Below are 26,243 nucleotides of genomic sequence, written 5' to 3'. Positions count from 1 at the left end.
CATTTTGAAGAAAGTAGTCGTATTATTATGAGCACTAGGGATAGTAGGAACATTAAATCAACAAAAAATAGTTTATATAGTAATCATTTTATAGGGACAATTATCTTAATCGGTGGTTTATTCCTATTGATATTTGCAGTGGTCTCTTCCATTCATTTTGGAGCTGCAGATCTTAGTTATAAGGAGGTTTGGAAAGCATTATTTGCTTTTGATGGGGACAATTCTTTACACGTGATTGTACGAGAATTAAGACTTCCAAGGGCTATTGCAGCAGTTATTGTGGGAGCTGCTCTTGCGGTATCTGGTGCGATTATGCAAGGGATGACAAGAAACCCGCTTGCATCGCCTTCTATCATGGGAGTGACATCAGGATCATCTTTTTTTATTGCTATTGGATACGCTTTTTTACCAGGGATTTCACAGACAGGCCTAATTTCATTTTCTTTTATAGGAGCAGGATTGGGAACGGCATTGGTATTTGGAATTACTTCTTTATCTAGGGGAGGTGTAACACCTGTTAAGTTGGCACTGGCTGGATCAGCCATCACCTCTTTGATGAGTTCTTTATCAACCGCAATCGGAATTCGCTTTGATGTTTCCAAGGACATAAGTTATTGGTATGCCGGTGGAGTTTCCGGTGTTCAAATGTTGCAGCTTAAGTATGTGCTTCCTTTTGTGATTATTGGATTAATTTTAGCCCTATTCTTATCGCGTTCTATATCCATTCTTAGTTTAGGGGAAGAGGTTGCAAAGGGATTAGGACAAAACACCACCTTTGTCAAACTTTTAGGCGGGATTACTGTTTTGCTTCTGACCGGGACGGCAGTTTCCATTGCTGGAATGGTAGGATTTGTGGGAATTGTTATCCCCCACATTACTCGTTTTTTAGTGGGTGTAGACTATCGCTGGATTATTCCTTGCTCTGCTGTACTAGGAGGAGCCTTGTTAATTTTAGCAGATATTGTTGGACGAATGATAAATAGCCCCTTTGAGACACCTGTAGGAGCCATAACAGCCATTATCGGTGTTCCATTCTTCCTCTACCTTGCACGTAAAGAAGGGAGGCAAGCTTAATGCAAAACTCTCTATCAAAAGATCAAAAGAAATTCAAAGTCTTAATGATTACAGTTAGTCTATTCACCCTTGGGGTGTTTTTCTTAAGCATTAATGCAGGGTTTATCTCTATTCCTTTTAGGGAAGTAATAGAAACCCTGATAGGGCAAGGCACACCACAAAATGAACTAACCATTTTTGATTTTCGGTTGCCAAGGATTACCCTAGCATTATTAGTAGGAATAGGAATCTCTGTTTCAGGAGCAATACTCCAAGGAATTTCCCAGAATCCTCTAGCTGATCCAGGTATTCTCGGTATTAATTCTGGAGCTGGATTTGCTGTTGTTGTATATATGTTTTTCTTTCAGGGAACAACTTTTATAACCGGAATGCTATCTATCTTTATGATGCCCTTTGTTGCCTTAGTTGGTGCCTTTGTCGCTGCACTATTTATTTATATGCTTTCTTGGAAAAATGGGACAGTGACTCCTATACGATTGTTATTAGTTGGGATTGGAATAAACGCAGCCTTTAATGCAGGACTTATTATTTTTCAAATGAAAATGGAACCCATTAATTTTATGAAGGCAATCACTTGGTTATCAGGCAGCATTTGGGGAACAAATTGGACCTTTGTACTGGCATTTCTGCCCTGGATTTTAGTACTCATACCCTATGCCCTATACAAGTCGAGATATTTAGATGTTTTACGCCTTGGGGACAGTATTGCCATTGGGGTGGGGGTGCAGATTGAAAAAGAAAGAAGGATATTACTTTTTACGGCAGTAGCTTTAGCAGGTGCATCTGTATCTGTAGGTGGTGGTATTACTTTTTTAGGATTAATCGCTCCCCATATTGCAAGACGACTCATTGGAGCAAAGCATGAGAAAATTCTTCCACTCACTGCATTAATTGGTGCATTATTGCTGATATCTGCTGATGCTCTAGGAAGAATCATTATGGCGCCAATGGAATTACCCGTGGGATTAGTTGTTTCTATATTAGGGGCCCCATATTTTATTTATTTATTAATCAAAACAGTTTAATAAGGATAGGAAGGGACAAAAGGTTTCAAGGAAGTCTGTATTCTGTCCTTCATACAGGAGTAGATAAGAGGAAATGTTAAGAGAAATGGGAGGATTATATGAAGAAAGTTAACTTTATTGAAGAAGCCATTACTTCGGAGAAAGAAATTAGAGAAATCGTTGGAGCTCCCCATGAGTTCATCATCAAAAAAGCCATATCCATTATGGACGAACACTGTAGACAATTCATTTCAAAGTCACCCCTTTGTTTTCTTTCAACATCTGATGCTGAAGGAAATTGCGATGTATCTCCCCGAGGGGATGGACCAGGGGCCATTAAAGTTTTAAATCCCCATCAATTGGTTATTCCTGATCGTTTGGGGAATAGACGGGTAGATTCTATGTTGAATATTGTATCCAATCCTCATATTGGACTAATTTTTTTAATTCCTGGCATAGAAGAAGTATTACGTATTAATGGACGGGCTTATATCACTCAAAATAAAGAAATTTTAAACGAAATGATTTGGGAAAATCAAGTACCTTCACTGGGTATAGGGGTAGATATTGAAGAGTGTTTTTTCCATTGTCCTAGAGCATTAAAAACTTCAAATATTTGGCACCCTGAAAAGTGGGATAAAAACGTAGACATCCCTTCTATGAAGGAAATATTCTATGATCATCTTAAGATAAATGGAGTAGAAATAAAGGAATAATGGAGATAGAAGAATAAAAAAGAGAAAATATAAATGAATATAGGATACTGAATAAAAATAGTGGTTTACTATCGTTCCATATGGAACGATAGTAAACCACTATTTTTATTGGAAACCGAATGAATTGGATAATGTGGAATGAAAATGTTCCATTATCGTGTATAAGGTTTAAAATCATTACGCTCAAAACCTGCAAATAGGTTAAACTAAATATGGCATGCAAATTGCAATAATATCTTTTAGCAGAAAGGAATGTTGATTAAGCATGAAAACGCCTGAAAAAATTACTGAATCATTATATCACAAAAGTCTTTATTTCTTAGAGAGACCCATAAGAGCACTAATGCTTGGAGGAATTCTAGCAGGGTTATTTGTTGGGATTGCAGCTATTACTACGATCACGGCCACTTGTGATATGAAAGACTATTTTGGATTAGGATTTACAAGGATAGTTTCTGGGATTGTTTTTAGTTTTGGATTGATCACCATTGTTTTATCTGGCAGTGAGCTGTTTACAGGAAGTAACCTTTATGTGGTTGCCCTATATAAAGATAGAAGGTATGTAGGCAGACTTCTTAGAAATTGGGTTATTCTATATGGAGCAAATTTTATTGGTTCTCTTTTATTGGTTTTTATAATCTGGGGAACAGGGATTTATGAACAAGAGGTTATTCGCAATGCACTCATAGAAACTGCTAAAGTCAAATTAGGATTGACATGGATGCAGGCCTTTATAAGAGGAATATTGTGTAACTTCCTTGTATGCTTGGCTATTAGGGTAGGAGAGGCTGCAGAACAAGTATCCGGCAAAATATTAGGGTATATTTTTGTGGTGGGGGCCTTTGTTATGAATTCCTTTGAACACAGTGTTGCCAATATGTTTTTCATCCCTACAGGTATATTCTTAGAAAAGTCTTTGGGAATTTATCTAAGTTGGCAGTCTTTTATCCTAAATAATCTCATTCCTGTTACCTTGGGCAATATCCTTGGGGGAAGCCTATTTATTGGAATAGCTTATCATTGGTTGCATAAAAAGAGGCATCCTAACGGAATAAAGGTTCAAAAGGTGGGTGCTTAGAAATGGAAATTAAAAGAATCAAAATTGTTACCACAATGGATCGTCCCCATATTACCCATGATATCTTAAAGGTATTTCGCAAATATGATATCAGTATGACATGGATGGAAGTCTATACCTATGTTATTTATATTAAGTTTCCAAAAATAGAAATAGAACTTTGGAAAAAAATGAAAAAAGAGCTTTTAGAAATTTATGCAGTAAAAGAGATTGATGAAATTGACTTAATCGCCGTTGAAGAACGGGAAGTAGAAATGAAAAGTGTACTGGATATCGTGTCCCAAGGGATTATTATGCTCAATAAAGAGGGGAAAATCAAATATGCCAATAAATATGCTGCTGAAAGTATATTTTCGGTGTCTGCCGAACAGGCGGTTAATCAAAAAATTACTAGATATCTTAGAAACAAAAAAATTGAAAGTTTCATCAATCTATCGGATAAAAACAAAAGCATTGAAAATATGGAGATCCAAATAAGTCATCATACTTATTTTTTAAACATTAATCCTGTACTAAGCCAGGAAAATATATTCTGTGGTTATATTATTACCCTACAAAATATGGAGGAAATAGGAGAAATTATTAATAGTAAGCGTTATGACAATCCCATTACCTTTGACGATATTGTAGGAAAGAGTACGAAATTACTTGAAGTGATTAATCATGCCAAACTCTTTTCACCCTCTGATTCTCCTGTACTTATTACCGGGGAAAGTGGAACAGGAAAGGAGTTGTTTGCCAGAGCTATTCATAACCACAGCAGAAGATGGTCAAAATTATTTGTGGCTATTAACTGTGCAGCTATTCCTGATCAGCTTTTAGAAAGTGAACTTTTCGGTTATGAAAGTGGAGCTTTCACAGGAGGAAAGAAAAATGGCAAGACAGGAATATTTGAAGTGGCTAATGGCGGGACAGTTTTTTTAGATGAAATAGGGGAAATGGCACCTCATTTACAAGTTAAATTATTACGGGTACTCCAGGAAGGGACCATTAGGAGAATTGGTGGTCATGAAGAAATCCCTATTGATGTAAGAGTTTTATCTGCAACCAATCAGGATATTGAAAAGATGGTTAAAGCCAATAAGTTTCGTTTAGACTTACTTTATCGTATTAATATTTTTAATCTAGATATTCCCCCTCTTAGAGAGCGAAAGGAGGATCTAGAGGTTTTGATTGATTATTTTAAAAAGATTTATGAACAAAATTATCATAAACAGATTGAAGGTATTACACGAAAGGCTTTAGAAAAATTATTGAGCTATAGCTGGCCTGGAAATATTAGAGAGTTACAAAATGTCATTGAAAGAGCAGTGGCCTTAACAAGGGGGAAGGATATTGAAGAAAAAGATATTCTCTTAAATTATAATTTAGAGGCTGTAGAGTCCATTGAGAGGACATCTCTAAAGGAAAGTGTTGAAAATTTTGAAAAGGATATGATTATAAAAGCTTTAAAAAACCATAGTAGCATTAGGGAAACAGCTAGGGCTTTAGGAGTAAGCCATACTCTACTGATTAATAGAATTAAAAAATATAATATTAATAGTTAGAATGGAGGATTTAATGATGAGAAAAGAATTTATGACAAAGCTTACCCACTTGGGGAATAAGATGCCCGACTCCGTATCTCCCCCTAAGGTATTACCCATCTATATGAGCTCTGTTTTTTCCTTTGATGATGTGGAAACCTTAGATGCTGTATATGCCAAAGAGGCAGAAGGATATGTTTATTCTAGAATGTCAAACCCTGTGCATGATTCCTTAGCAGAGATGATGGCGGCAATTGAAGAAGGGCAGGACGCTAGAGTTTATTCCTCAGGAATGGCGGCCATCACCATGTCCATCATGGCTCATGTAAAAGCAGGAGATCATATTATTGCTGATCGAGTTTTATACGGAGGAAGCTTTCAGTTTTTAAAAGACGAGTTGAAAAAACTAAATATTGAAGTCACTTTTCTGGACTTCCAGAAGGATGATATTGAGAAATATTTTCGATCAAACACTACATTAGTTTACATGGAAACTATATCTAACCCTTTGATGAATGTCTTGGATATTCAAAAATATGCCGATATGGCTCATAGCCATGGGACAAAATTAATTGTAGACAATACCTTTGCTACTCCTGTCATATGTCAGCCTTTAAAACTAGGGGCAGATATTGTGGTATATAGTGCCACGAAATATATTTGTGGACATAGTGATGTGATTGGAGGGGTTGTAGTTTCAGATAAAAACACTATGGAGAAAATTCATCAAACAGCTAGCATATATGGTCCCACCATGAGCCCCTTTGATGCCTGGATTCTCATTCGAAGCTTGCGAACCTTGGAGCTTAGGATGAAACAGCATTCAGAAAATGCTATGAAATTGGCAACCTTTTTAGAAAAACAGCCTCAAGTAAGAAAAGTATATTATCCAGGATTACAATCCTCCTCCACCCATGATATTGCAAAGGAAACCTTCTTTAATAATTTATATGGAGGGATGATGAGTATTGATTTAGCAGGAGGAGAAAAGGCAGCCTTTGATCTTATCCGTTCCTTGGAAAGCATCAAATTCCTTCCTAGCCTGGCCAGTTTCTCTACTTCTATGTCATACCCTGCTAAGACTTCCCATAGGGGGATGCCCGAGGAAGAAAGAGAAAAAGCAGGAATCACTATGGGCTTATTAAGGATTTCTGTAGGACTGGAAAGTACGCAGGATTTAATTGAAGAGTTTGAAAAGGCTTTGAAAACTATTTAATTTATATAGGAATCCAGCTTAGTAAGCTATCTTAACAATAAAGAAAGGGGCTATAAAATGAACCAAGAGTTTAGGGATTTAACTCAGCAATATAAAGATGAAATTACCAAAACAGCTTCAGAGATGATCCAGATTAATTCCCAATCTACCCAAGAGGGTGAGTTCGCTCAATATGTTGTAGACAAAATGAAAGTCTTGGGTTATGACGAAGTTGTAGTAGATAAATATGGAAGTGTATTTGGTACAATCAAAGGCACTGGTGGCGGTAGTTCTGTCACTTTAAATTGTCATTTAGATGTTGTAGATGCAGGGGATGCTACAAAATGGAAATACCCTCCCTATAGTGGGGCTATTGCAGAGGGAAAGATTTGGGGACGGGGTGCTTCTGATACCAAGGGGACTTTTGCCATACAACTCTATACACCTATTATGTTGAAAGAAGCAGGACTCTTGCCCAAAGGGGATATTGTGGTAGCTGGTGTGGTCAGTGAGGAAATCGCTGGGTTTGGTGCCATGATGCAAACCCGAGATCATTATAAGCTTACAGATTATGCCATCATTGGTGAAGCAACGGAAAATGATTTAGCTATCGGTTGTCGAGGTAGACTTTGTGCAGTTGTAACAATAACAGGAAAGTCCTGTCATGCTTCTATTCCTCATGTAGGGAAAAATCCCTTTGATTTCCTTGGGAAATTCTTAGTAGAGCTAGAAACCATGGAAATGGGTAAAGATGAATTGTTTGGCCCTTCTACTATGTCAGTAACCAATATCACTTCCTCGGAAAAAGGCACCAATATCATTCCCAATGAAGTGGTGGTGTACATAGACTATCGTCAATCTACTGTGGATACTGAAGAAGTGGTATTAGGAAAAATTCAGAAAGTCGTTGATGCATGTCATGTGGAGGGGATTCAAGTGGAACTAAAGTCCCTTTACTTTCCCTTAACGACATATACCGGATTTAAAGGAGAAGGTTTTCAGGGGGAACCTCCCTTTAGTGTTAGTGCTCATGAACCCTATGTGCAACAATGCAAAAAGGTTTTAGAGCAAACTGTAGGACGTTCTATTCAAACGAAACCTTGGGCCTTTGCTACAGACACTGGACACTATGCGAAAAAAGGTGTTAAATGTATTGGCTATTCACCGGCAGAAATTAAGCTTTGCCACACTACTGAGGATAATATTGATATATCCATGATGGAAGAAGGTATTTTGGGTTATTTAGCACTGACTACCCAACTTGCCAATCAAGAAAAATAAGAGTAAAAGGTAGGTATACATGAATAGCTTAGTAATTTTAGGGGATTCATGTATGCTGACCTATAATAAAGGAGGAGGGGGAAATCATATGAAAAAAGAAAGAAAGCCTATAGCTATTAATCCCTTTGTATTAATATTTTGTGTTGTTTTTATCTGTGGTCTCATTACTTTTATTATAACACCTGGTACCTTGACAGATGGTGTATATACAGCGCTTCCCAGAAATAAAATTAACTTTGATAACTTTTTTAATATCTTTAGAGCCATTCCTTATGGACTAAAGGACTCGGCTAATATTATGATTCTTATTTTAGTTGTGGGAGGAGCTTTAGAGATTTACAAAAAAACTGGGGCCATTGATACTGGAATCTCCGCTATGATCAATAAATTTGGTGCATCCTCCCAAACCATGCTTTTAGTAGTTTTAATTACTGTATTTTCAGCAATTGGAGGCTTTTTGGGTTGGATTGAGGTGTTGATTCCTTTTATCCCCCTTGTCATTGCTGTGGTGTTGGCATTGGGCTATGATAGTATGACGGCCGTTGCCGTTTGTGTAGTTGGAGTTATGGGCGGCTTTATGGCAGGACCAACCAATTTGTATACCGTTGGGGTAAGTAACGGAATTCTTCAAAAAATAGGGATCCTGCCGGAAGGTAGTGATGTATTTGTAGGGCTTGGATTTCGTATAACCGTTTGGGCTGTGGTTACAGCAGTAAGTATTTTGTATATTGTGATCTATGCCAATAAAGCTCGTAAAGATTCAAGGAAAAGCCTGGTGGCGGATATAGATGTTTCCGACATTAGTATTGATGCCGGCAATGTATCCTCCGATAAGATGACTACCCCACAAATTCTTGTTCTCCTAACTATCCTAGGGGCAATGATTTTAACAGTTATCGGGATGAAATATGGAATCAATGGGGTGCAATGGTCTATAGATGATGTTTCGGCTATATTCTTTTTATCGGGTATTATTGCTGGCTTCATTGGAAAAATGAAAGCTGGAGATATTTCAGATGCTTTTATTACAGGAGCCCAAAGTGCCATTGCAGGAGCACTGATTGTGGGAGTGGCTCGGGGGGTTTATTGGATACTAGAGGCTGGCAATATTAATGCGACCATCATTTATTCCACCACTGAACTACTTAAGGGTACTTCTCCTCTAATCGCGGCTATCGGTATTGTCATTATTGTAAGTTTTATTAATGGCTTAATTCCTTCAGGTAGTGGAAAAGGTGCTTTACTCAGTCCTATCTTAGTACCCATAGCTGTAAGTTTAGGACTTTCCTCTCAAACGGCTGTCTTGGCTTACCAATTTGGTGATGGAATTACCAATATGTTTTGGTTTAGCTATGGTACTTTATTGATATTTTTAAATTATGGGAAAGTGCCCATTAACCGATGGTATAAATTTATTATCCCTTTACTATTTATCTTCTTTGTTATTGCCTTTATATCTCTAGTAATTGCTATCAATATTGGTTTTTAAAAAAAGCATGGGACAAGGAGAGTTTAATTCGCTCTTCTTGTCCCATGCTTTATCTAATGGATTCTAATATGAACTGGATATCTTCAGTGGTTTGTTCAACTAAATTATAATTTCCTGAATGAAGACACCAATTATAAATGGATCCTCTAGTTATTCGAAGTAAAAAATCAGTGAGTTTCTCTGCACTTTCATATTTAATCTCACCATTTGCTATGGCCCCTGTAACTTCTTTTAACAATTGTTTATAGAAAAACCTATCTTTGTTAATGATGTTTCTTTCTTTATTGGTCAATTGATTTTTAAAATAGCAGCTAGTAAAAATATAACCTCTATCTACAATGGATTTAACTTCAAAATATAATAAAAATAGAATGGCAGCTGTTCTTGAATCAAAGGTTCTATTTTTCATTTCTTCCTCTGCATATAGATCAAATTCATTATAGGTATCGTTAATAATATCTTCCTTAGAATGATAATAATGATAAAAGGCACCTGTTGAAACTCCAGCACGCTTACAGATATCCACAACTTTAACCTTATCATAATCCTTTGTAGAAAATAATGAATTGGCAGCTTCTCTTATATTTGTTTTGGTCTTTAGAGATTGAATATCCCTTGTTGTTAATTTTTTCATGTAAATCCCTAACCTTCTTCAATTAATTTTATTATTTATATTATCCTACTTTATACATCCATGCAAATTTTTAAAAAAAGTTGTGAATATTATAACATATTCTTAAATGTTATGTTATAATATAAACATAATCATATTCGGTGAATGTGATTATGTTACTTAATTAAATACCATTAGAAAGGGTGTTGATCATGTCTAATCACTATTCAGCTTTGTTTTCTCCCATTAAGATTGGAAGTATGGAAGTGAAAAATCGTATTGCAATGATGGCTATGGGTGTGTTTTCTCCAAGATTGATGGGGCCAAATGGTGCATATACCAAAGATGGTGCAGACTATTATATTGAAAGAGCAAAGGGAGGCACTGGATTAATTGTAACAGGATTACTCCCAGTTTCTTGGTTTCCAAAGGGAAAAGGACCTGGAGACCAAGGTGAAGGATTTAACAAATATGTAGAGCAACAAAAATATTTAGCAGATGGAGTTCATAAATATGGTTCAAAAGTTGTAGTGCAAATTACAGCTTTATCTGGACGTTCAAGTATTCATGCATCTGATCCAGCAGCCTGTGAGATTCAAAATGTATGGGATCCTACAAAGAAAAACCGTGAAATGACAAAAGAAGAGATTCATGAATATATTGAAATGTTTGCAAACGCATCTCTAGCCTGTAAATTAGCGGGGATTGATGGTGTAGAAATACATGCTGTACATGAAGGATATTTATTGGATCAATTTACAATAGCCAATACCAATCATAGAACAGATGAATATGGGGGAAGCCTTGAGAATCGCTTGCGATTTCCCACAGAAATTGTGCAAGCCATCAAGGAAAAATGTGGAGATGACTACCCTGTATTACTACGCTATAGTGTAAGAAGCTATATGAAAGGTTTTAATCGAGGAGCGCTCCCAGGGGAAGAATTTGAAGAATTTGGTAGAGATTTTGAAGAAAGTATTGTAGTTGCACAAAAACTTGTTGAAGCAGGTTATGATGCCCTTGATTGTGATAATGGTTCCTATGATTCCTGGTTCTGGCCTCATCCACCTGTATATATGCCAAAGGCATGTAATCTTGAAGACGTAAGAGCTCTTAAAAAACATGTTTCAGTACCTGTAATTTGTGCAGGTAAATTTGATGATCCAGATTTGGCCAATGAGGTGATATCAAAAGGCGAAATAGATATGATGGGTATGGGCCGTCCATTATTAGCAGATGCCGAGTTAGCCAATAAATTCGCCCAAGGAGATTTAGAGAATATACGTCCATGTATCGGTTGCCATAATGGTTGCCTTGCTAGAATATTCCAAGGGAAAGATATTTCATGTGCGGTTAATCCAGCCTGTGGAAGAGAACTTTCATATGATATTGGAAAGGGCGAGAAGCAAAAGAAAGTTTTAGTTATTGGCGGTGGACTTGCTGGTATGGAAGCTGCTCGAGTATGTGCTTTAAGAGGTCATAAAGTAGATTTATATGAAAAAACCGACAAACTAGGAGGGGCTTTCATCTCTGCAGCTGCCTTTGATTATAAAGAAGATGATCGTCATTTATTACAATGGTATATTAAACAGGTTGAAGATATAGATATTCATTATAATACAGAGATCACAGAACAATTTATGGCAGAAAATAAGTATGATGAAGTATTCATTGCTACAGGAGCCAAAGAACGCAAACTAGATACTCCTGGATTTGATTCAGAAAATGTAACATATGCCGTAGATACATTATTAAATACAGAGATCAAGGGAGAAAATGTAGTCATCGTAGGTGGCGGATTGACCGGTATTGAAATTGCTTGCGACCTGGGGAAAGAAGGCAAAAAAGTTACTGTTGTTGAAGCCTCAGACACCATTCTCAATTCATTTGGTTTATCTGCAGCAAACTATAATATGCTTATGGAAATGCTGGATTATTATAAAGTAAATGTAATGAAGTCATCCACAGTAACTAAGTACGAAGATGGCACTGCATATATAACAACTACTGTAAAGAACTATCCCAATATAGCCAATAGGGCAAAATTAATGTTTGCTGTTGGACCACAGGGTATTCCAGAACAGTCAGAAATTAAAGCAGACCATATGGTAGTATCTGTAGGATATATTAGCGATAACAGGTTGTATGATCAAGCTAAAGCCGATAATGTTCATCTAATAGGAGATGCTGACCATCCAGAAAATGTAATGAAAGCCATTTGGGATGCCTATGATATAGCAAGAAATATATAAAGTCTATACTGAAAATCATAAAAGCCTTTGGAAGAAAATTTTCCAAAGGCTTTTACAATGCCACTTTATTTTACATAGAGATAGAGAGAATCAGGATTAGGTTGTACTTTCTAGTAATTGTTCCCCCTTAGGGGAAATCTTGTACATTTTAACGGGAGGGGTATTACAACTTCTAGAATAGGGACAGGAATGACAAGGGGTATCACAACTAGGTGAACCCACAATCTCATCTAGGTATCCCATACGAGTTAATTGATTGATTACGTCATCTACCATCCCTTGAGGAATATTTAAGTTTTTAGCAATTGTAGATTTAGAGAATCCACTTAATTCATTAATTTCTCTCAGTACATCTTTGAGCATGTTCTCATCTCCTAAAATCCTAAGAGTGTGCCCACTTGGTAAACTAAAACAGCGGCAACCCAACCTATGACAAAGGTATAAATGGCCATGAAAATAGCCCATTTATTGGAATTTGTTTCTTTTTTTACAGTAGCTAAAGCAGCTGCACATGGAGTATAAAATAGGGTCATAACCATAAAGGCCATAGCGGTTAATGGAGTAAATATTCCTTGAAGAGCACTAACTAGTTCTGTTCCTTCACTAACTCCAGCATATACCATACCTAATACGGCCACTACGGCTTCCTTGGCTGCAATTCCTGCAAATAAACTAACAGAAGCTTGCCAAGTGCCAAATCCTGCAAGAGCAAATATAGGAGCAGTTAAAGTTCCAATTCTACCTAATAAACTCTCTTGACTATATTGTTCTACACCTAGTGGAAATATTGACAATACCCATAATAAAGAAACAACCACAAAGATAACCGTTCCGGCCCTGTGAAGGAAATCCCAAACCTTATCCCACATATCTCTAACTACTGATCGAAAGGAAGGGAATCTATAGGGTGGTAATTCCATAATAAAATCTGAGGATTGCCCTTTAAATAAAGTCTTGCTAAACACCTTACCCATGATTAAAGCCATAAGAATTCCTAAAGCATATAATGAAAATAGCACTATACCTCCATGATTAGGAAAGAAAGCGGCAATAAACACTAGATAAATAGGTAATCTTGCACCGCAGGACATAAAAGGATTAATTAGAATGGCAATCATTCTATCTTTTTTACTGTCTAGAGTTCTCGTGGCCATAATCCCTGGAACATTACATCCAAATCCTACAATCATGGAGATAAAGCTTTTCCCATGAAGCCCCAGGGCTCTCATTATCCCATCCATAACATAGGCAGCACGTGCCATATAACCTGTATCTTCCAATATACCTATAAAGAAATAAAGGACTACAATTAATGGAATAAATTCAAATACAGCACCAATTCCTCCAAACATTCCTTCAATGATAAAAGAGCTTAATAAAGCAGGTGCATGAATAGCTTCTAAAAATATAGATAAATAATTTCCTATGCCTTCAATAAAATTAGCGACAAATTCACCAAAAACATCTTGCCCTATTACAAAGGTTAATTGAAATACCATAAACATAATGATTGCAAAAATAGGTAGTCCCCAGAATTTATGGGTGACTATTTTATCAATTTTATCTGTAAAAGTTTCCTTATCTTCCATAGGTCTAGCAACACTACACTTTACAGCTGTACCAATGAAATTGTACCTTTTATCAACAATTTCGAACTCAAAATCACTGGATAACTCTTTGATTTGCTCAAAATTATTCTTTAGATCTGAAGAGGTTTTTTTCTCCACGTGGCTTATAACATCTTGATCACCTTCTAGAAGCTTTATAGCAATCCAATCCGTAGGATAATCAAAAGTAGAGCCATTTAGTAGGCTCTTTATATGATCTAATTCTCTACGAATATTTTCACCATAATCAATATTTTTATGAGAATAGTCATTATCAAAATAGGAGATTGCTTTCTTTAGTAATCCATCTAATCCTTCTCTTTTAGATGCCACTGTTGCAACAACCGGTATTCCTAAATTTTTAGATAAAGCCTCCAAATCAATTTTAATATTTTTTGCCTTGGCTTCGTCCATCATATTTAAAGCCAGTACAACTTTTGTACCCATTTCTAATAATTGTGTAGTTAAATATAAGTTTCTTTCTAGATTGGTAGCATCCACTACATTAATAACGATATCAGGATTTCCCTTTAAGATATAATCTCGAGCAACAATTTCATCTTCAGAATAGGCTCCGAGACTATAGGTACCAGGTAAGTCCACTACATTGTATTCATTGTTGTTGTATTTGATTTTTCCTTCTTTCTTTTCTACAGTAACTCCAGGCCAATTGCCCACATGTTGATTTGAGCCTGTCAATGCATTAAATAAAGTGGTTTTTCCACTATTGGGATTGCCTACTAGTGCGATTATATTCATATAATACTTCCTTTCTAAGGATAGCCATTATCAATAATGGTTATAGAATAAAAACTATTTTTCAACAATAATCTTATTAGCCAGACCTCGTCCCAAGGCTAATTTAAATCCTGAGACGTTTAAAATGACAGGTCCAAGATCATTTTTCACCATTTTAACCTGGGTTCCTGTATTTAACCCTAATTCATATAACCTTTTTTTAGCCGAACGTCCACCAGAAATTTCCTGAATTCTCCCCACCTCGCAGGGTTTAAGAAGTGCTAAGGAAACATTATTCATAAAAATCTTCCTTTCTACTTTAATACCTAGTATAAATTCATGATAATGATTATCAATAACATATTACAACGTTTTTCAGATAAAATCAATAGAATGCTACAAAAAAGACAAGAAAAAGCACATGAGGGGAAGATTCTTGCGTGTTCTATGGCAAAGGCTTCTATTGCTTCATTGGCCCTTTGTGAAAATATTTTCTTTATCAAAGATGACCTGTTGGCCAATAGGGATTATATTTTCTCAATAAAATTATGGTATACTAATATAAAAAGAGGAATAAATTATTCCTCTTTTTATATTGTCATCCTTTGATAAATCTCAGGTTTATTATGGTAAGACTATAGATAATCATGAACTTCATAGAAAAATCAAAACCTTATATATTTCATCGTAACAAAAGAAAGGAGTATCAATATGTCAAATCTTTTACAGGGACTAAATCCTCAGCAGGTGCAAGGGGTAGAGAATACCGAAGGACCCCTGCTGATTTTAGCAGGGGCTGGATCGGGAAAAACTCGGGTGCTAACCCATAGAATTGCCTACATTATAGAACAGGGAAAGGCCTATCCCTCTCAAATATTAGCCATTACTTTTACCAATAAAGCCGCCAAGGAAATGCGACATCGGGTAGAAAAGCTGGTAGGACCAGAAAGTAATTCTATCTGGGTCAGTACTTTTCACTCCATGTGCGTGAGAATGCTCAGAAAGGATATTGAAAAATTAGACTATGGAAGAAACTTTGTCATCTATGACACCATAGATCAAAAAAGTCTTATGCAAGAATGCCTAAGAGAGCTGAATATGAGTGAAAAACAATTTCCCATACCGGGAGTAACTTCCGCCATATCTGAGGCAAAGGACAAGCTATTGACTCCGGAGGAATATTTAAGACAAAACCAAGAAAACTATAGACTAGAAAAGATTGGTTCGGTGTACCGACTTTATCAAAGAAAGTTAAAGAAAAACAATGCTTTGGATTTTGATGATTTAATCTTTAAAACCATAGAGCTTTTTCGAGAGAATCCCGAGGTTTTAGAATATTATCAACGAAAATTTAAATATCTTCTAGTGGATGAGTACCAAGATACTAGCCATGCCCAGTATCAACTTATTGAAATGCTTTCCCGACTGTACAAAAATCTTTGCGTTGTGGGAGATGATGACCAGTCCATTTACCGGTTTAGAGGAGCTGACCTTCGTAATATCCTAGAATTTGAACGGGACTACCCCAATGCGAAAATCATCAAATTAGAACAAAACTATCGCTCTTTCCAAAATATTTTAGATGCCGCAAATTGTGTCATACAAAACAACACAGGTCGAAAAAGCAAGAAATTGTGGACAGACAAAAAAGAAGGAAATTCGATTTATGTATGTGGGAATAATAACGAGTACGAAGAAGGGAATTTTATTGCCCAGGAAATAGAAAAATGTCGAAATCAAGAAGAACGAAATTATAGGGATTTTGCCATATTGTATCGTACCAATGCTCAGTCTAGGGTGATAGAAGAATCTTTAATGAGGGCAGGCATTCCCTACCAAATTTTTGGAGGACAAAAATTCTACTCCCGAATGGAAATCAAGGATATTGTGGCCTATCTTACTCTAATGGAAAATCCCTTTGATGATATTGCCCTAAAGCGTATTATCAACATGCCTAAAAGAGGAATTGGAAAGACCACTTTGGAAAAAATAGAGGGCTATGCGGAGTTTAAAGACATAGGAATGTATAGTGCAATATCCAATATAGAAGAAGTACCGGGATTAACCGAAAGAGTTAAAGGAAAGATAAAAAGCTTTGCAGATATGATGGCAAAGTTCAGCACCCTAAAGGAAGTTATGGGACTAACCGATTTAATCAGACAGGTCATAGAAGATACGGGTTATATGGATATGCTAAGAGAGGGAAAGGTAGATAAGGCAGATATCCGAATGGAAAACTTAGAGGAATTTGTATCGGGAGCTGCCGAATTTGAGTCCAATAGTGATGAAACCAGCCTACAGGCATTTTTAGAAAATGTTGCCTTAGTGGCAGATATTGATAATCTGGATTCCGAAGAAGGAGCAGCGGTACTCATGACCTTGCATAACGCCAAAGGATTAGAATTCCCTGTGGTATTTTTAGCAGGCATGGAGGAAGGGATGTTCCCCCATTCCAGATCTCTTACCGACTATGAAGAAATGGAAGAAGAAAGAAGATTATGTTATGTAGGAATTACTAGGGCTATGGAAAAACTGTATATGAGCTATGCACTACAACGAAGCATTTATGGGCAAACTACCTATTATAGTAAATCCAGATTTTTGAATGAAATTCCATCCCAATTATTAGAACAAGAGGAGGAAAAATCTGTATTTAGGAGTGAACCAGCCTTTTCCAATAAATTTGCATACCATCAAGGAAGAGAAAATGCTCTTAAAAGCACGCCCACAAAATCTACACCTGTATCCCAAAATAAAAATATTTCATCTAGTGATGTAAAAGTGGGGATGAAGGTAAAGCATGGTAAGTGGGGGATTGGCACAGTGGTGGAGCGAAAAGAACAAGAGGGGGATATTTTATTATCCATTGCTTTCCCGGGCCTAGGGATCAAAAAGCTATCCTTGTCCTTTGCACCATTAACGATTATAGGCTAACTAACTTGTGGTGGCAGAAAGAAAATAAAGTAGGTGAAAAATGATGAATGAATTTGAAAAAGCCAGTGAGCAGGTAGAACAATTAAGGAAAGAGATAGAACATCACAATCATCAATATTATGTTTTGGACCAACCGGAGATACAGGATTTTGAATATGATCAACTCATGCAAGAATTAATTACCTTAGAAGAAAAATATCCCGAGTTATTATCCTCTGACTCTCCTACCCAAAGAGTAGGAGGAATAGCCCTAGAGGCTTTTCCCAAGGTGGAATACAATATTCCCAAATTAAGCCTTGCCAATGCTTTTAATGATAGTGATTTAAGGAACTTCCACCATAGAGTGGTAAGTAGTATAGGCGAAGATGTGGAATATGTCCTAGAATATAAATTTGATGGGCTCACTGTGGTATTAAATTTTGAAGAGGGAAGATTTGTACGAGGAGCTACTCGGGGAGATGGTTTTGTAGGGGAAGATGTTACTTCCAATTTAAGAACCATTTATTCCATACCTTTAAGATTAAAGGAAAAAGCAACTCTGGAAGTAAGAGGAGAAATCTTTATTTCTAAAGCAGATTTTCTCACATTAAATGCCAATAGAGAAAAGAACGGAGAACCCCTTTTTGCCAACCCTAGAAATGCTGCAGCAGGATCTATCAGGCAGTTGGATCCAAAGCTGGCTGCCATTAGGCCTCTAGACGCCTTTATCTTTAATTTAGAGAATATAGAAGATAAAGGTTTTACCTCCCATAGTGAAACTTTGGACTATTTAAAGGGCACAGGTCTAAAGGTCAGTGAATATTTTCTATGTAAAGGAATTGATGAAATTATAGAAAAATGTCACTACTGGAGTGATCATAGGCAAGATTTGCCCTTTGAGATTGATGGACTGGTCATTAAAGTGAACAATCTAGCCCAAAGGGAGAAGCTGGGAGCCACCTCTAAGAGCCCGAGGTGGGCTATAGCCTTTAAATTTCCAGCAGAAGAAAAAAAGACCAAATTGCTAGATGTTGAGGTACAGGTAGGCAGAACTGGTGTCCTAACTCCTGCAGCAATACTAGAGCCTGTAAGTTTAGCCGGTACTATTGTCAGCAGAGCTACCCTTCATAACGAAGATTATATTCAAGCTAGGGATATTCGTATTGGGGATCAGGTGATTGTAAAAAAAGCAGGGGATATTATTCCCGAAGTAGTACGTGTAGTTATAGAGGATAGAATAGGAGAAGAAAGAAAATTTACCATGCCAAAGCATTGCCCAGTATGTGGTGCCCATACCCATAGGGTAGAAGGAGAAGCTGCTATTAAATGTACCAATGTAGCCTGTCCTGCTATGGTAAGACGGGGAATTATACATTTTGTCTCCCGCAATGCCATGGACATTGAAGGCCTAGGACCTGCTGTGGTGACCCAATTATTAGAAAATAGTCTAATTAAGGATCCCAGTGACATATATTATTTAGAGAAAAACAAACTTATGCAGTTAGAGAGAATGGGGGAGAAATCCACTGACAATTTGCTAAAGTCTATAGAAAAATCCAAAGAAAGTGGATTGGCTAGGCTTATTTTTGCTATGGGTATACCCTTTGTAGGAGAAAGAGGAGCCAAGGTCTTAGCAGAGGAATATAAGAATATAGACAATTTATTTAGAGCAAAAGTAGAAGATTTAACACAGATAAAGGATATAGGAGAAAAAATGGCAGAAAATATTGTTGCATTTTTCTCAGAAGAGGAAAATCAAAAGATCATTGAGAGATTAAAAACGGCAGGAGTGGTTATGGAAATAAGTCAGGCAGAGGAAAAAAGAAATGATCTCTTTGAAGGATTAAACTTTGTGTTGACGGGTACTTTACTCCATCTTACTCGAAAACAAGCCGGTGATCTCATAGAAGAAAGAGGAGGAAAAGTTACCTCCAGTGTCAGTAAAAACACCCATTATGTTGTAGCAGGTGCCGAAGCAGGATCCAAGTTACAAAAAGCAGAAAAATTAGGAGTAAATATTATTAATGAAGACCAATTTATAGAAATGATAGGGACAAATTGATACAAGATATATAAAAGTATGTAACAATATTGTGAAATGATTGCTTGTATAATAGAGTAAGATGATTTGGAGGTAACTTTTATGGGTAAAAAAAGAAAGTTGTGCATTCTACGTACAATGGTGGGGGGATTGTCTACCTTAATAGGTGTAGTGTTTTTATTCATCAAGATCACTAGGCAATACATACCTGCACTAGAGCCCCATTCCTTTAGATTATTTATGATTAGTCCGGTCTTTATGACTTTGGGCATAAAGATGCTATGTAAAGATATTAAAAAGAGAACAGTAAATGTATTTTCTGACGTACTTTTGGGACTGGCAATTATTTATTTAGTGATATTGTCAGCCGGATGGGTTACCATCAATATCATGTAGTATCTTTTACACCATCCAATATAACTAGGATTTACCACGGGAGGCATGGTCATGAAGGGATTTATTGTTACAATATGCTTAGCTTTCATTTTACTTTTAATTAGTGGTTGTCAAATGATAGATAATCCTGTAAAAATTTTAAAAAATGATGAAATAAAGAATACAACAGAATTAGAAACAAGGGATATTTCTTTGACTCATGGTCAGTTAGAAATTTATGAAAAATACGCAAAAACAGGAGATGAGCAACTACTAAAACAATTGACTCCCTTAGAAATTTTCAAATGTTACATTCATGCCTATGAAATCCATGACTACAATACCCTTTATGGTTTTTATATCAAGGGAGAGGTATATGGGACACCTAAGAAAAAAGATTTCCTAGGGGATATGGATGGAGAGAAAATGGACAAAGAGAATCTCCTATTGATTAAAGAATTAAAGGAGAATATAAAGAAGCTATCCCAAATCAGATATGATGATGATACAGCATATATCCAAATTACTCTAAAAGAAAGCAATGAAATTTCAAGGGATCTTGTATGGAATTTTAAATTATTAAAAAACCAACAAGATATTTGGAAGGTAGATTGGTTACCAATAAAATAGCACTAGATAGAAATGGACTCTTTCAAGATGAAAGGGTCCTTTGTTGATTTATAGGTATATTCCCCTACCCCTTTACATAGTAAATAAGAAGACTAAAATAAGGGGGCAACTGGGATGTTTTCAAATGTTCTTATGTCTAAAACATTAATATCCTTATTGATATTAAGTGTTTATGGATACTATTATTACAGAAAATCTATAAAGCGGGCTTTAAGCCTAATAAAATTACATATTGGAGAAGAGGAATATGACAGATTTAGACAATATTAAAAAGCAGGAGATTTGACAAGGGTCAGTTCAAATCTCCTGCTTTTTAGTATTTACATTTCAACCATTTGTCCATCTATAGTAATCTTCATTCTGTGTACAGGCACCGACTTGCCAGCAATGTCCATGGCTTGCTCTAAAGCTCTTATCATGCCCATGCAGCAGGGAACTTCCATAAAGGCGATGGTGATGCTATTGAAATCATTGCTTTGAATCATATCCACAAATTTTTCTATATAGGCACTTACATCATCTAATTTTGGACAACCCATAACTACGCTTTTACCTTTTAAAAGATCTTGATGGTAATTACCATAGGCCACGGGTACACAATCAGCAGTGATGAGCAAATCTGAATTCTTAAAGTAAGGAGCATTTGGAGGCACCAAATGCATTTGCACTGGCCATTGTCGTAATTGGGATTTTACGGCAGGGGTATTCTTTTCTTCTTCTACCGCATCCATCATCATCATTCTGCTACCTGGACACCCACCCATATTTTGAGGTATAGTATTTTTAGTAGAAGAAGGTTGTTCCTTTAAAGATTTAAGATGCATTTCCACTGCCTCTTCATCAAAAGCATCTCCTTCTCGTTCAATTACCTTAATAGCATCTACTGGACAATTTCCTAGACAAGCCCCTAATCCATCACAAAGATTATCAGAAAGTAGTTTTGCCTTGCCATCAATAATTTGGATTGCGCCTTCAGCACAGTTGGGAATGCATAAACCACACCCGTTACATTTATCTTCATCAATATGAACAATTTTTCTAAGCAATATAAAAACCTCCTAGGTTACGTATTTATATCTTATTTTAACAAAAAATATAAAATTAAGGTGTGATAAAAGTTACACAATGAAAAATTTGATATAATAGTAGACAAGCAATGAAATAGGAAGTTAATTTTTTTAGATATCAAATTGCTTATCTATAAATAAGCTAATCTAACAAAACAGAGAGGGAGAAAAAATGGAAAATACTAATAGCTTATTGGATGCTTGTTCAGACTATAACATGGAAGAATTAGAAAAACTCACCTTTACCAAAATCGTAAGGGGGAGTGGAGAAAATGAAGAATTTATTGGTTTAGGAATAATGGATGACAATGGTTACCTATTGGAATATGAAGAACTAAAAAAAATATATTCTGGATTAAATTATTTTATTCGAAAAATCAATCCTGAATTAATCGAGAAAATGAATCAACAAAAACTTATAGAAGACAGAAAGCAAAAAGAAAAGGATGAAATCATTGAAATAGTCAGTAAAAATATTGTGGATAAGGAAGATTGGGAGGAAGAGGAGGAAGAATATGAGTCCTTTTTTAAAAGACTATTTAAGAGGAAAAATAGGCGATAAAAAGTGGAGGAGATAGAGGAATAAGGAGGGTATCAATGAAAAACTCTTTACTATTTTCTGTTCTAACTCCAACGGACAAGGAGTATTTTGAACAGAATATGGAAATAAAAGAATATATTAAGGAAGAGACTATTTTTTCTCCTTTAGATCAATGTGATTATTTGAGTATGATCATAGAAGGACAGGTAAAATTATGTAAGTATGCAGCCGATGGAAAAGAACAAATCCTTTCCTTTTTAGGAAAGGACGATATATTTGGAGAAGCCTTAGTATTTGAAGGAGGAAATTATGTTGTCACCGTGGTGGCAGAGACCAACTGTAAAATAGGAATGATACATCGGGAAATTCTACTGACAATGTCCCAGAGAAATAGAGAATTTACAAAGGCATTTTTTAGGGAACTTACTCAAAAGATTCAATTGCTGAATAATAAGGTAGAAATGCTTTCCTTAAAAACAATAAAACAGAAAATTGCCAGACTTTTATTGACCCTATCCCAGGAGCAACAAAGCTTAGAGGTCAAACTCCTCTATTCTAAACAAAAAATTGCCCTATTATTAGGAACTTCTAGGGAAGTAGTTTCCAGAAATTTTAGTGAAATGGAAAATGAAGGATATATTGCTCAAAAAGGTAGAAAAGTGACCATCATAGATAAAGATGCCCTAGAAGATTTGCTTTTGACTTAAATATTTTTTAAAAATCAACAAAGAAAGTAGGTGAAGTAGCCATGGATAAAAAAGATGTTAAATACATAGCTGATTTAGCAAAGCTACATCTTAATGAGGTAGAAATAGAAAACTATGCACAGCAACTAGGAGTAATCTTAGGGTATATGGAAAAGTTAAATGAGCTAGATACTTCTCATGTGGAACCCACTTCCTATATATTGGATTCCCATAATGTTTTAAGAAAGGACAGAGTAAAACCTTCTTTGGATATAAAAGAAGTACTGAACAATGCACCGTCCCAAGAGAAAAACTATTTCAAAGTCCCTAAAGTCGTAGAGGAATAAGGAGGTTACATTAGTGGATTTATATAAAAAAACAGCATTAGAGATAAGAGACAGTATTTTAAAAAAGGAAATTACAGCTGTAGAAGTTACAAAAAATATCATAAAACGTATTGAGCAAGTAGAAGATGAAGTGAAATCTTTCATCTTATTCACCCCAGAGTTGGCCTTAGAACAGGCTAGATTGGTGGATGAAAAGATTGCCAAGGGAGAGGACCCAGGACCTCTAGCTGGCATTCCTATGGCATTAAAGGATAATATATGCACTGAGGGAATAAAAACCACCTGTGCATCTAAAATGTTGGAAAACTTTACTCCTCCCTATGATGCTACCGTTACTCAAAGACTAAGGGAAGCAGGCGCTATACTATTGGGCAAATGTAATATGGATGAATTTGCCATGGGCTCCTCTACCGAACACTCCATATTTCATGCCACTAAAAACCCTTGGGATAGAACCAAAGTATCAGGAGGATCCAGTGGAGGCTCTAGCGCAGCAGTAGCTGCAGGGGAGGCTTATTTTACCCTAGGTACAGATACAGGGGGATCGGTAAGACAACCAGCATCCTTTTGTGGTGTAGTAGGTCTAAAACCAACCTATGGGTTGGTATCTCGCTATGGAGTAGTAAGTTTTGCATCCTCCCTAGATCAAGTGGGGACTCTTACTAAGGATGTAAAGGACAGTGCCTTAGTTCTAAATACTATTGTAGGCCACGATGAAAAAGATTCTACATCTTATAAGGGAGAAAAGATAGATTATCTTAAAGACATTCAGAAGGGTGTACAGGGTTTAAAAATCGGGGTACCCAAGGAATTTATGGAACAGGACCTATCCCCAGAGGTGAAAAAAACATTTGAAGATGCCCTTGATACCCTAAAAGGTTTAGGAGCCCAATGGGAAAGCGTGTCTTTACCCCATAGTGAATATGCTCTTGGGGTGTATTATATTATTTCATCTGCTGAGGGAAGCTCTAATATGTCTTGTTATGATGGGATACGTTATGGTTATAGGACGGAAGACTTTGAAAGCTTAGAGGAATTATACAAAAAAAGCAGAGGGGAAGCCTTTGGTCCAGAAGTCGTCAGAAGAATATTATTAGGAACCTATGTTTTAAGTGCGGGCAAATATGAACCTTACTATAAAAAAGCCATGCAGATAAGAACTTTAATTAGAGAGGACTTTGATAGAGCCTTCGAAAAATATGATGTTTTATTGTCCCCTACCAGTCTGTCTCCGACCTATCCTTTAGGTATAAAGACTGAAGATCCTTTAGAAGGATATTTTACTGATACCGCTACTGTACCAGTAAATTTAGCAGGATTACCAGCCCTATCTATACCCGCAGGATTTAGTAAAGAAGGTTTGCCGATTGGCCTGCAACTTATTGGAAAGGCCTTTGATGAAAAGACATTGTTACAGGCAGCCTATGCCTTTGAACAGGCTACCGATTATCATAAGAGGAGACCTACGATAGAAAGGGAGGTGGAATAGATGAAATATGAAATGGTTATTGGTTTGGAAATCCATGCAGAGTTAGATACTGAAACAAAGATATTCTGTTCCTGCTCCACAGCCTTTGGCGCCGAAGAAAATACTCAAACCTGTCCCATATGCTTGGCAATGCCGGGGACACTACCGGTACTCAATGAAAAAGTAGTAGAGTATGGAGTAAAAGCAGGTATGGCTCTAAACTGTGGTATAGCAAAATACAGTCAATTAGATAGAAAGAACTATTTTTATCCAGACTTACCTAAGGCTTATCAAATCTCCCAGTTTGACTATCCCCTATGTACCAGAGGAAGTGTAGAGATTGATGTAGAGGGCAATAAAAAATCTATTGGGATACATCATATTCATATTGAAGAGGATGCTGGAAAGCTAGTGCATGATTCCTCAGAAGGAACATTGGCAGATTACAACCGGGGAGGAATACCCCTTATCGAGATTGTATCTGATCCAGATATGAGAAGTGCGGAGGAAGCTAAAGCCTATGCAGAAAAAATTAAAGCTATATTGGAATTCACTGGAGTGTCCAATTGCAAAATGCAAGAGGGATCCTTGCGTTTTGATGTCAATTTATCTATTCGACCTCAGGGGCAAGAGGCTTTAGGTACAAGAACAGAAATGAAAAACTTAAACTCCTTCCGCTCCCTAGTACGGGCTATAGAGCACGAGAGTCAAAGACAAATGCAAGCATTGGAGAAGGGAGAAGAAATTATCCAAGAAACTAGAAAATGGGATGATGAAAAGGGCGTTAGTTATTCTCTAAGAAGTAAGGAAGAGGCCCAGGATTATCGATATTTTCCTGATCCAGATCTTGTGCCTATTCTATTAGAAGATTCTTATATTGAAAGATTAAGAGAAGAACTGCCAGAACTTCCCCATAGTCGGAAAAAAAGATATGTAAAAGAGCTTGGCTTGCCAGAATATGATGCAGACATCCTCACCACTTCTAGAGCCTTATCAGATTATTTTGAAGAAACCCTAAAAAGCTATTCTGATGCTAAGGCAGTAAGTAACTGGATGATGGGGGATATTCTAAGACTACTTAGGGCAGGGGAAATAGAAATAGAAGATATTCCCTTTACCTCTGAGAACTTTGCTAAATTACTTCATCTTATAGAGAAAAAGACAATTAGCGGTTCTATAGGGAAAAAAGTATTAGAAGAGATGTTTAAAACAGGAAAAAGTCCAGAAGATATTATACAGGAAAAGGGTCTTGTGCAAATAAATGATGAGAAGGCATTAGAAGATATGATTAGGGGGATACTCCAGGATAATCCCCAATCTGTTGCAGATTATAAAGCAGGAAAAGAAAAAGCTTTTGGTTTTATGGTTGGTCAAACTATGCGGATATCCCGAGGAAAAGCCAACCCTCAGGTAGTAAATCAGGTATTGAAACGTTTACTTGAAGAATAGAGGGGAAAAATTCCTCTATTCTTTTTTTCTTTATTGTGGTATAGTATTTCTTATAGAAATAAAACTTACAAGCTTTCCAACAAATATGTTACAAAAGTGTGACAGAAGAAGAGGTTGTTGGCATAATTTAGTTAGAGCATTCATAGTTTTAAA

The 26,243-nt window shown here is 36.4% G+C and carries 23 protein-coding genes; 18 read left to right on the top strand and 5 right to left on the bottom strand.

Annotated elements, in window-relative coordinates:
* Window positions 1-27 precede the first annotated feature (27 nt).
* From NSA47_RS07385 to NSA47_RS07350, 8 genes are all read left to right on the top strand, one after another.
* A complete protein-coding gene (locus NSA47_RS07385) occupies window positions 28-1,074 on the top strand; it encodes a FecCD family ABC transporter permease (protein ID WP_257530513.1) in 1,047 nt (348 codons plus the stop codon).
* A complete protein-coding gene (locus NSA47_RS07380; protein ID WP_257530511.1) occupies window positions 1,074-2,099 on the top strand; it encodes a FecCD family ABC transporter permease in 1,026 nt (341 codons plus the stop codon). The genes NSA47_RS07385 and NSA47_RS07380 overlap by 1 nt, the downstream gene beginning before the upstream one ends.
* 98 nt (window positions 2,100-2,197) lie before the next feature.
* On the top strand, window positions 2,198-2,794 hold the full coding sequence (locus tag NSA47_RS07375) for an MSMEG_1061 family FMN-dependent PPOX-type flavoprotein (RefSeq protein WP_257530509.1): 597 nt from the start codon (window positions 2,198-2,200) through the stop codon (window positions 2,792-2,794).
* Between the two features lie 265 nt (window positions 2,795-3,059).
* Window positions 3,060-3,872: a formate/nitrite transporter family protein gene (locus NSA47_RS07370; protein WP_257530507.1), complete on the top strand. Its 813-nt coding sequence runs from the start codon at window positions 3,060-3,062 to the stop codon at window positions 3,870-3,872.
* A gap of 2 nt (window positions 3,873-3,874) precedes the next feature.
* Window positions 3,875-5,419 (top strand): sigma 54-interacting transcriptional regulator, encoded by a 1,545-nt coding sequence (locus NSA47_RS07365; RefSeq protein ID WP_257530506.1) that lies wholly within the window; start codon window positions 3,875-3,877, stop codon window positions 5,417-5,419.
* A gap of 16 nt (window positions 5,420-5,435) precedes the next feature.
* On the top strand, window positions 5,436-6,614 hold the full coding sequence (locus NSA47_RS07360) for a trans-sulfuration enzyme family protein (protein ID WP_257530504.1): 1,179 nt from the start codon (window positions 5,436-5,438) through the stop codon (window positions 6,612-6,614).
* Window positions 6,615-6,671: 57 nt separating this feature from the next.
* The gene (locus NSA47_RS07355) at window positions 6,672-7,874 is read left to right on the top strand and encodes a M20 family metallopeptidase (RefSeq protein ID WP_257530502.1); all 1,203 of its coding nucleotides are present in this window, start codon (window positions 6,672-6,674) and stop codon (window positions 7,872-7,874) included.
* A gap of 88 nt (window positions 7,875-7,962) precedes the next feature.
* Complete coding sequence (locus NSA47_RS07350; protein WP_257530500.1) at window positions 7,963-9,363, top strand: YfcC family protein; 1,401 nt, start codon at window positions 7,963-7,965, stop codon at window positions 9,361-9,363.
* A gap of 49 nt (window positions 9,364-9,412) precedes the next feature.
* Here the strand turns inward: NSA47_RS07350 and NSA47_RS07345 are convergent, their stop codons facing one another.
* A complete protein-coding gene (locus NSA47_RS07345; protein WP_257530498.1) occupies window positions 9,413-9,997 on the bottom strand; it encodes a TetR/AcrR family transcriptional regulator in 585 nt (194 codons plus the stop codon).
* A gap of 191 nt (window positions 9,998-10,188) precedes the next feature.
* On the opposite strand from NSA47_RS07345, the gene NSA47_RS07340 reads away from it, so the two are divergent.
* A complete protein-coding gene (locus tag NSA47_RS07340; RefSeq protein ID WP_257530496.1) occupies window positions 10,189-12,228 on the top strand; it encodes an oxidoreductase in 2,040 nt (679 codons plus the stop codon).
* Between the two features lie 96 nt (window positions 12,229-12,324).
* Here NSA47_RS07340 and NSA47_RS07335 read toward each other — a convergent pair whose 3' ends face one another.
* From NSA47_RS07335 to NSA47_RS07325, 3 genes are read right to left on the bottom strand one after another with little or no spacing between them, the layout of a single operon-like run.
* The gene (locus NSA47_RS07335) at window positions 12,325-12,591 is read right to left on the bottom strand and encodes a FeoC-like transcriptional regulator (RefSeq protein WP_257530494.1); all 267 of its coding nucleotides are present in this window, start codon (window positions 12,589-12,591) and stop codon (window positions 12,325-12,327) included.
* 11 nt (window positions 12,592-12,602) lie between these two features.
* Window positions 12,603-14,594 carry a ferrous iron transport protein B gene (gene feoB / locus NSA47_RS07330; RefSeq protein WP_257530492.1) on the bottom strand — a complete coding sequence of 664 codons (1,992 nt, stop codon included), beginning with the start codon at window positions 14,592-14,594 and terminating at the stop codon, window positions 12,603-12,605.
* 54 nt (window positions 14,595-14,648) lie between these two features.
* Window positions 14,649-14,873, bottom strand: coding sequence for a FeoA family protein (locus NSA47_RS07325; RefSeq protein ID WP_257530489.1), 225 nt, complete (start codon window positions 14,871-14,873; stop codon window positions 14,649-14,651).
* Window positions 14,874-15,284: 411 nt separating this feature from the next.
* On the opposite strand from NSA47_RS07325, the gene pcrA reads away from it, so the two are divergent.
* The 4 genes from pcrA to NSA47_RS07305 all read left to right on the top strand — a co-directional run bounded on the left by pcrA (window position 15,285) and on the right by NSA47_RS07305 (window position 20,532).
* The gene (gene pcrA, locus NSA47_RS07320; RefSeq protein WP_257530487.1) at window positions 15,285-17,507 is read left to right on the top strand and encodes a DNA helicase PcrA; all 2,223 of its coding nucleotides are present in this window, start codon (window positions 15,285-15,287) and stop codon (window positions 17,505-17,507) included.
* Between the two features lie 40 nt (window positions 17,508-17,547).
* Window positions 17,548-19,548 (top strand): NAD-dependent DNA ligase LigA, encoded by a 2,001-nt coding sequence (ligA, locus tag NSA47_RS07315; RefSeq protein WP_257530485.1) that lies wholly within the window; start codon window positions 17,548-17,550, stop codon window positions 19,546-19,548.
* An 81-nt stretch (window positions 19,549-19,629) separates the two neighbouring features.
* Window positions 19,630-19,923: a hypothetical protein gene (locus NSA47_RS07310; RefSeq protein ID WP_257530483.1), complete on the top strand. Its 294-nt coding sequence runs from the start codon at window positions 19,630-19,632 to the stop codon at window positions 19,921-19,923.
* Between the two features lie 51 nt (window positions 19,924-19,974).
* A complete protein-coding gene (locus tag NSA47_RS07305; protein WP_257530481.1) occupies window positions 19,975-20,532 on the top strand; it encodes a hypothetical protein in 558 nt (185 codons plus the stop codon).
* Window positions 20,533-20,852: 320 nt separating this feature from the next.
* Here NSA47_RS07305 and NSA47_RS07300 read toward each other — a convergent pair whose 3' ends face one another.
* Complete coding sequence (locus NSA47_RS07300; RefSeq protein WP_257530479.1) at window positions 20,853-21,578, bottom strand: ATP-binding protein; 726 nt, start codon at window positions 21,576-21,578, stop codon at window positions 20,853-20,855.
* A 193-nt stretch (window positions 21,579-21,771) separates the two neighbouring features.
* On the opposite strand from NSA47_RS07300, the gene NSA47_RS07295 reads away from it, so the two are divergent.
* From NSA47_RS07295 to gatB, 5 genes are read left to right on the top strand one after another with little or no spacing between them, the layout of a single operon-like run.
* The gene (locus NSA47_RS07295) at window positions 21,772-22,161 is read left to right on the top strand and encodes a hypothetical protein (protein WP_257530477.1); all 390 of its coding nucleotides are present in this window, start codon (window positions 21,772-21,774) and stop codon (window positions 22,159-22,161) included.
* A gap of 35 nt (window positions 22,162-22,196) precedes the next feature.
* Window positions 22,197-22,847: a Crp/Fnr family transcriptional regulator gene (locus tag NSA47_RS07290; RefSeq protein WP_257530475.1), complete on the top strand. Its 651-nt coding sequence runs from the start codon at window positions 22,197-22,199 to the stop codon at window positions 22,845-22,847.
* 41 nt (window positions 22,848-22,888) lie between these two features.
* Entirely contained in the window at window positions 22,889-23,173 is a 285-nt protein-coding gene (gatC, locus tag NSA47_RS07285; protein ID WP_257530473.1) for an Asp-tRNA(Asn)/Glu-tRNA(Gln) amidotransferase subunit GatC, read from the top strand.
* 13 nt (window positions 23,174-23,186) lie between these two features.
* Entirely contained in the window at window positions 23,187-24,662 is a 1,476-nt protein-coding gene (gene gatA / locus NSA47_RS07280) for an Asp-tRNA(Asn)/Glu-tRNA(Gln) amidotransferase subunit GatA (protein ID WP_257530471.1), read from the top strand.
* The gene (gene gatB, locus NSA47_RS07275) at window positions 24,663-26,090 is read left to right on the top strand and encodes an Asp-tRNA(Asn)/Glu-tRNA(Gln) amidotransferase subunit GatB (protein WP_257530469.1); all 1,428 of its coding nucleotides are present in this window, start codon (window positions 24,663-24,665) and stop codon (window positions 26,088-26,090) included.
* Window positions 26,091-26,243: the final 153 nt, after the last annotated feature.

This window comes from Irregularibacter muris (genome assembly GCF_024622505.1).
Lineage (GTDB): Bacteria > Bacillota > Clostridia > Eubacteriales > Garciellaceae > Irregularibacter > Irregularibacter muris.
This window is presented reverse-complemented; position numbering and strand designations above follow the sequence as displayed.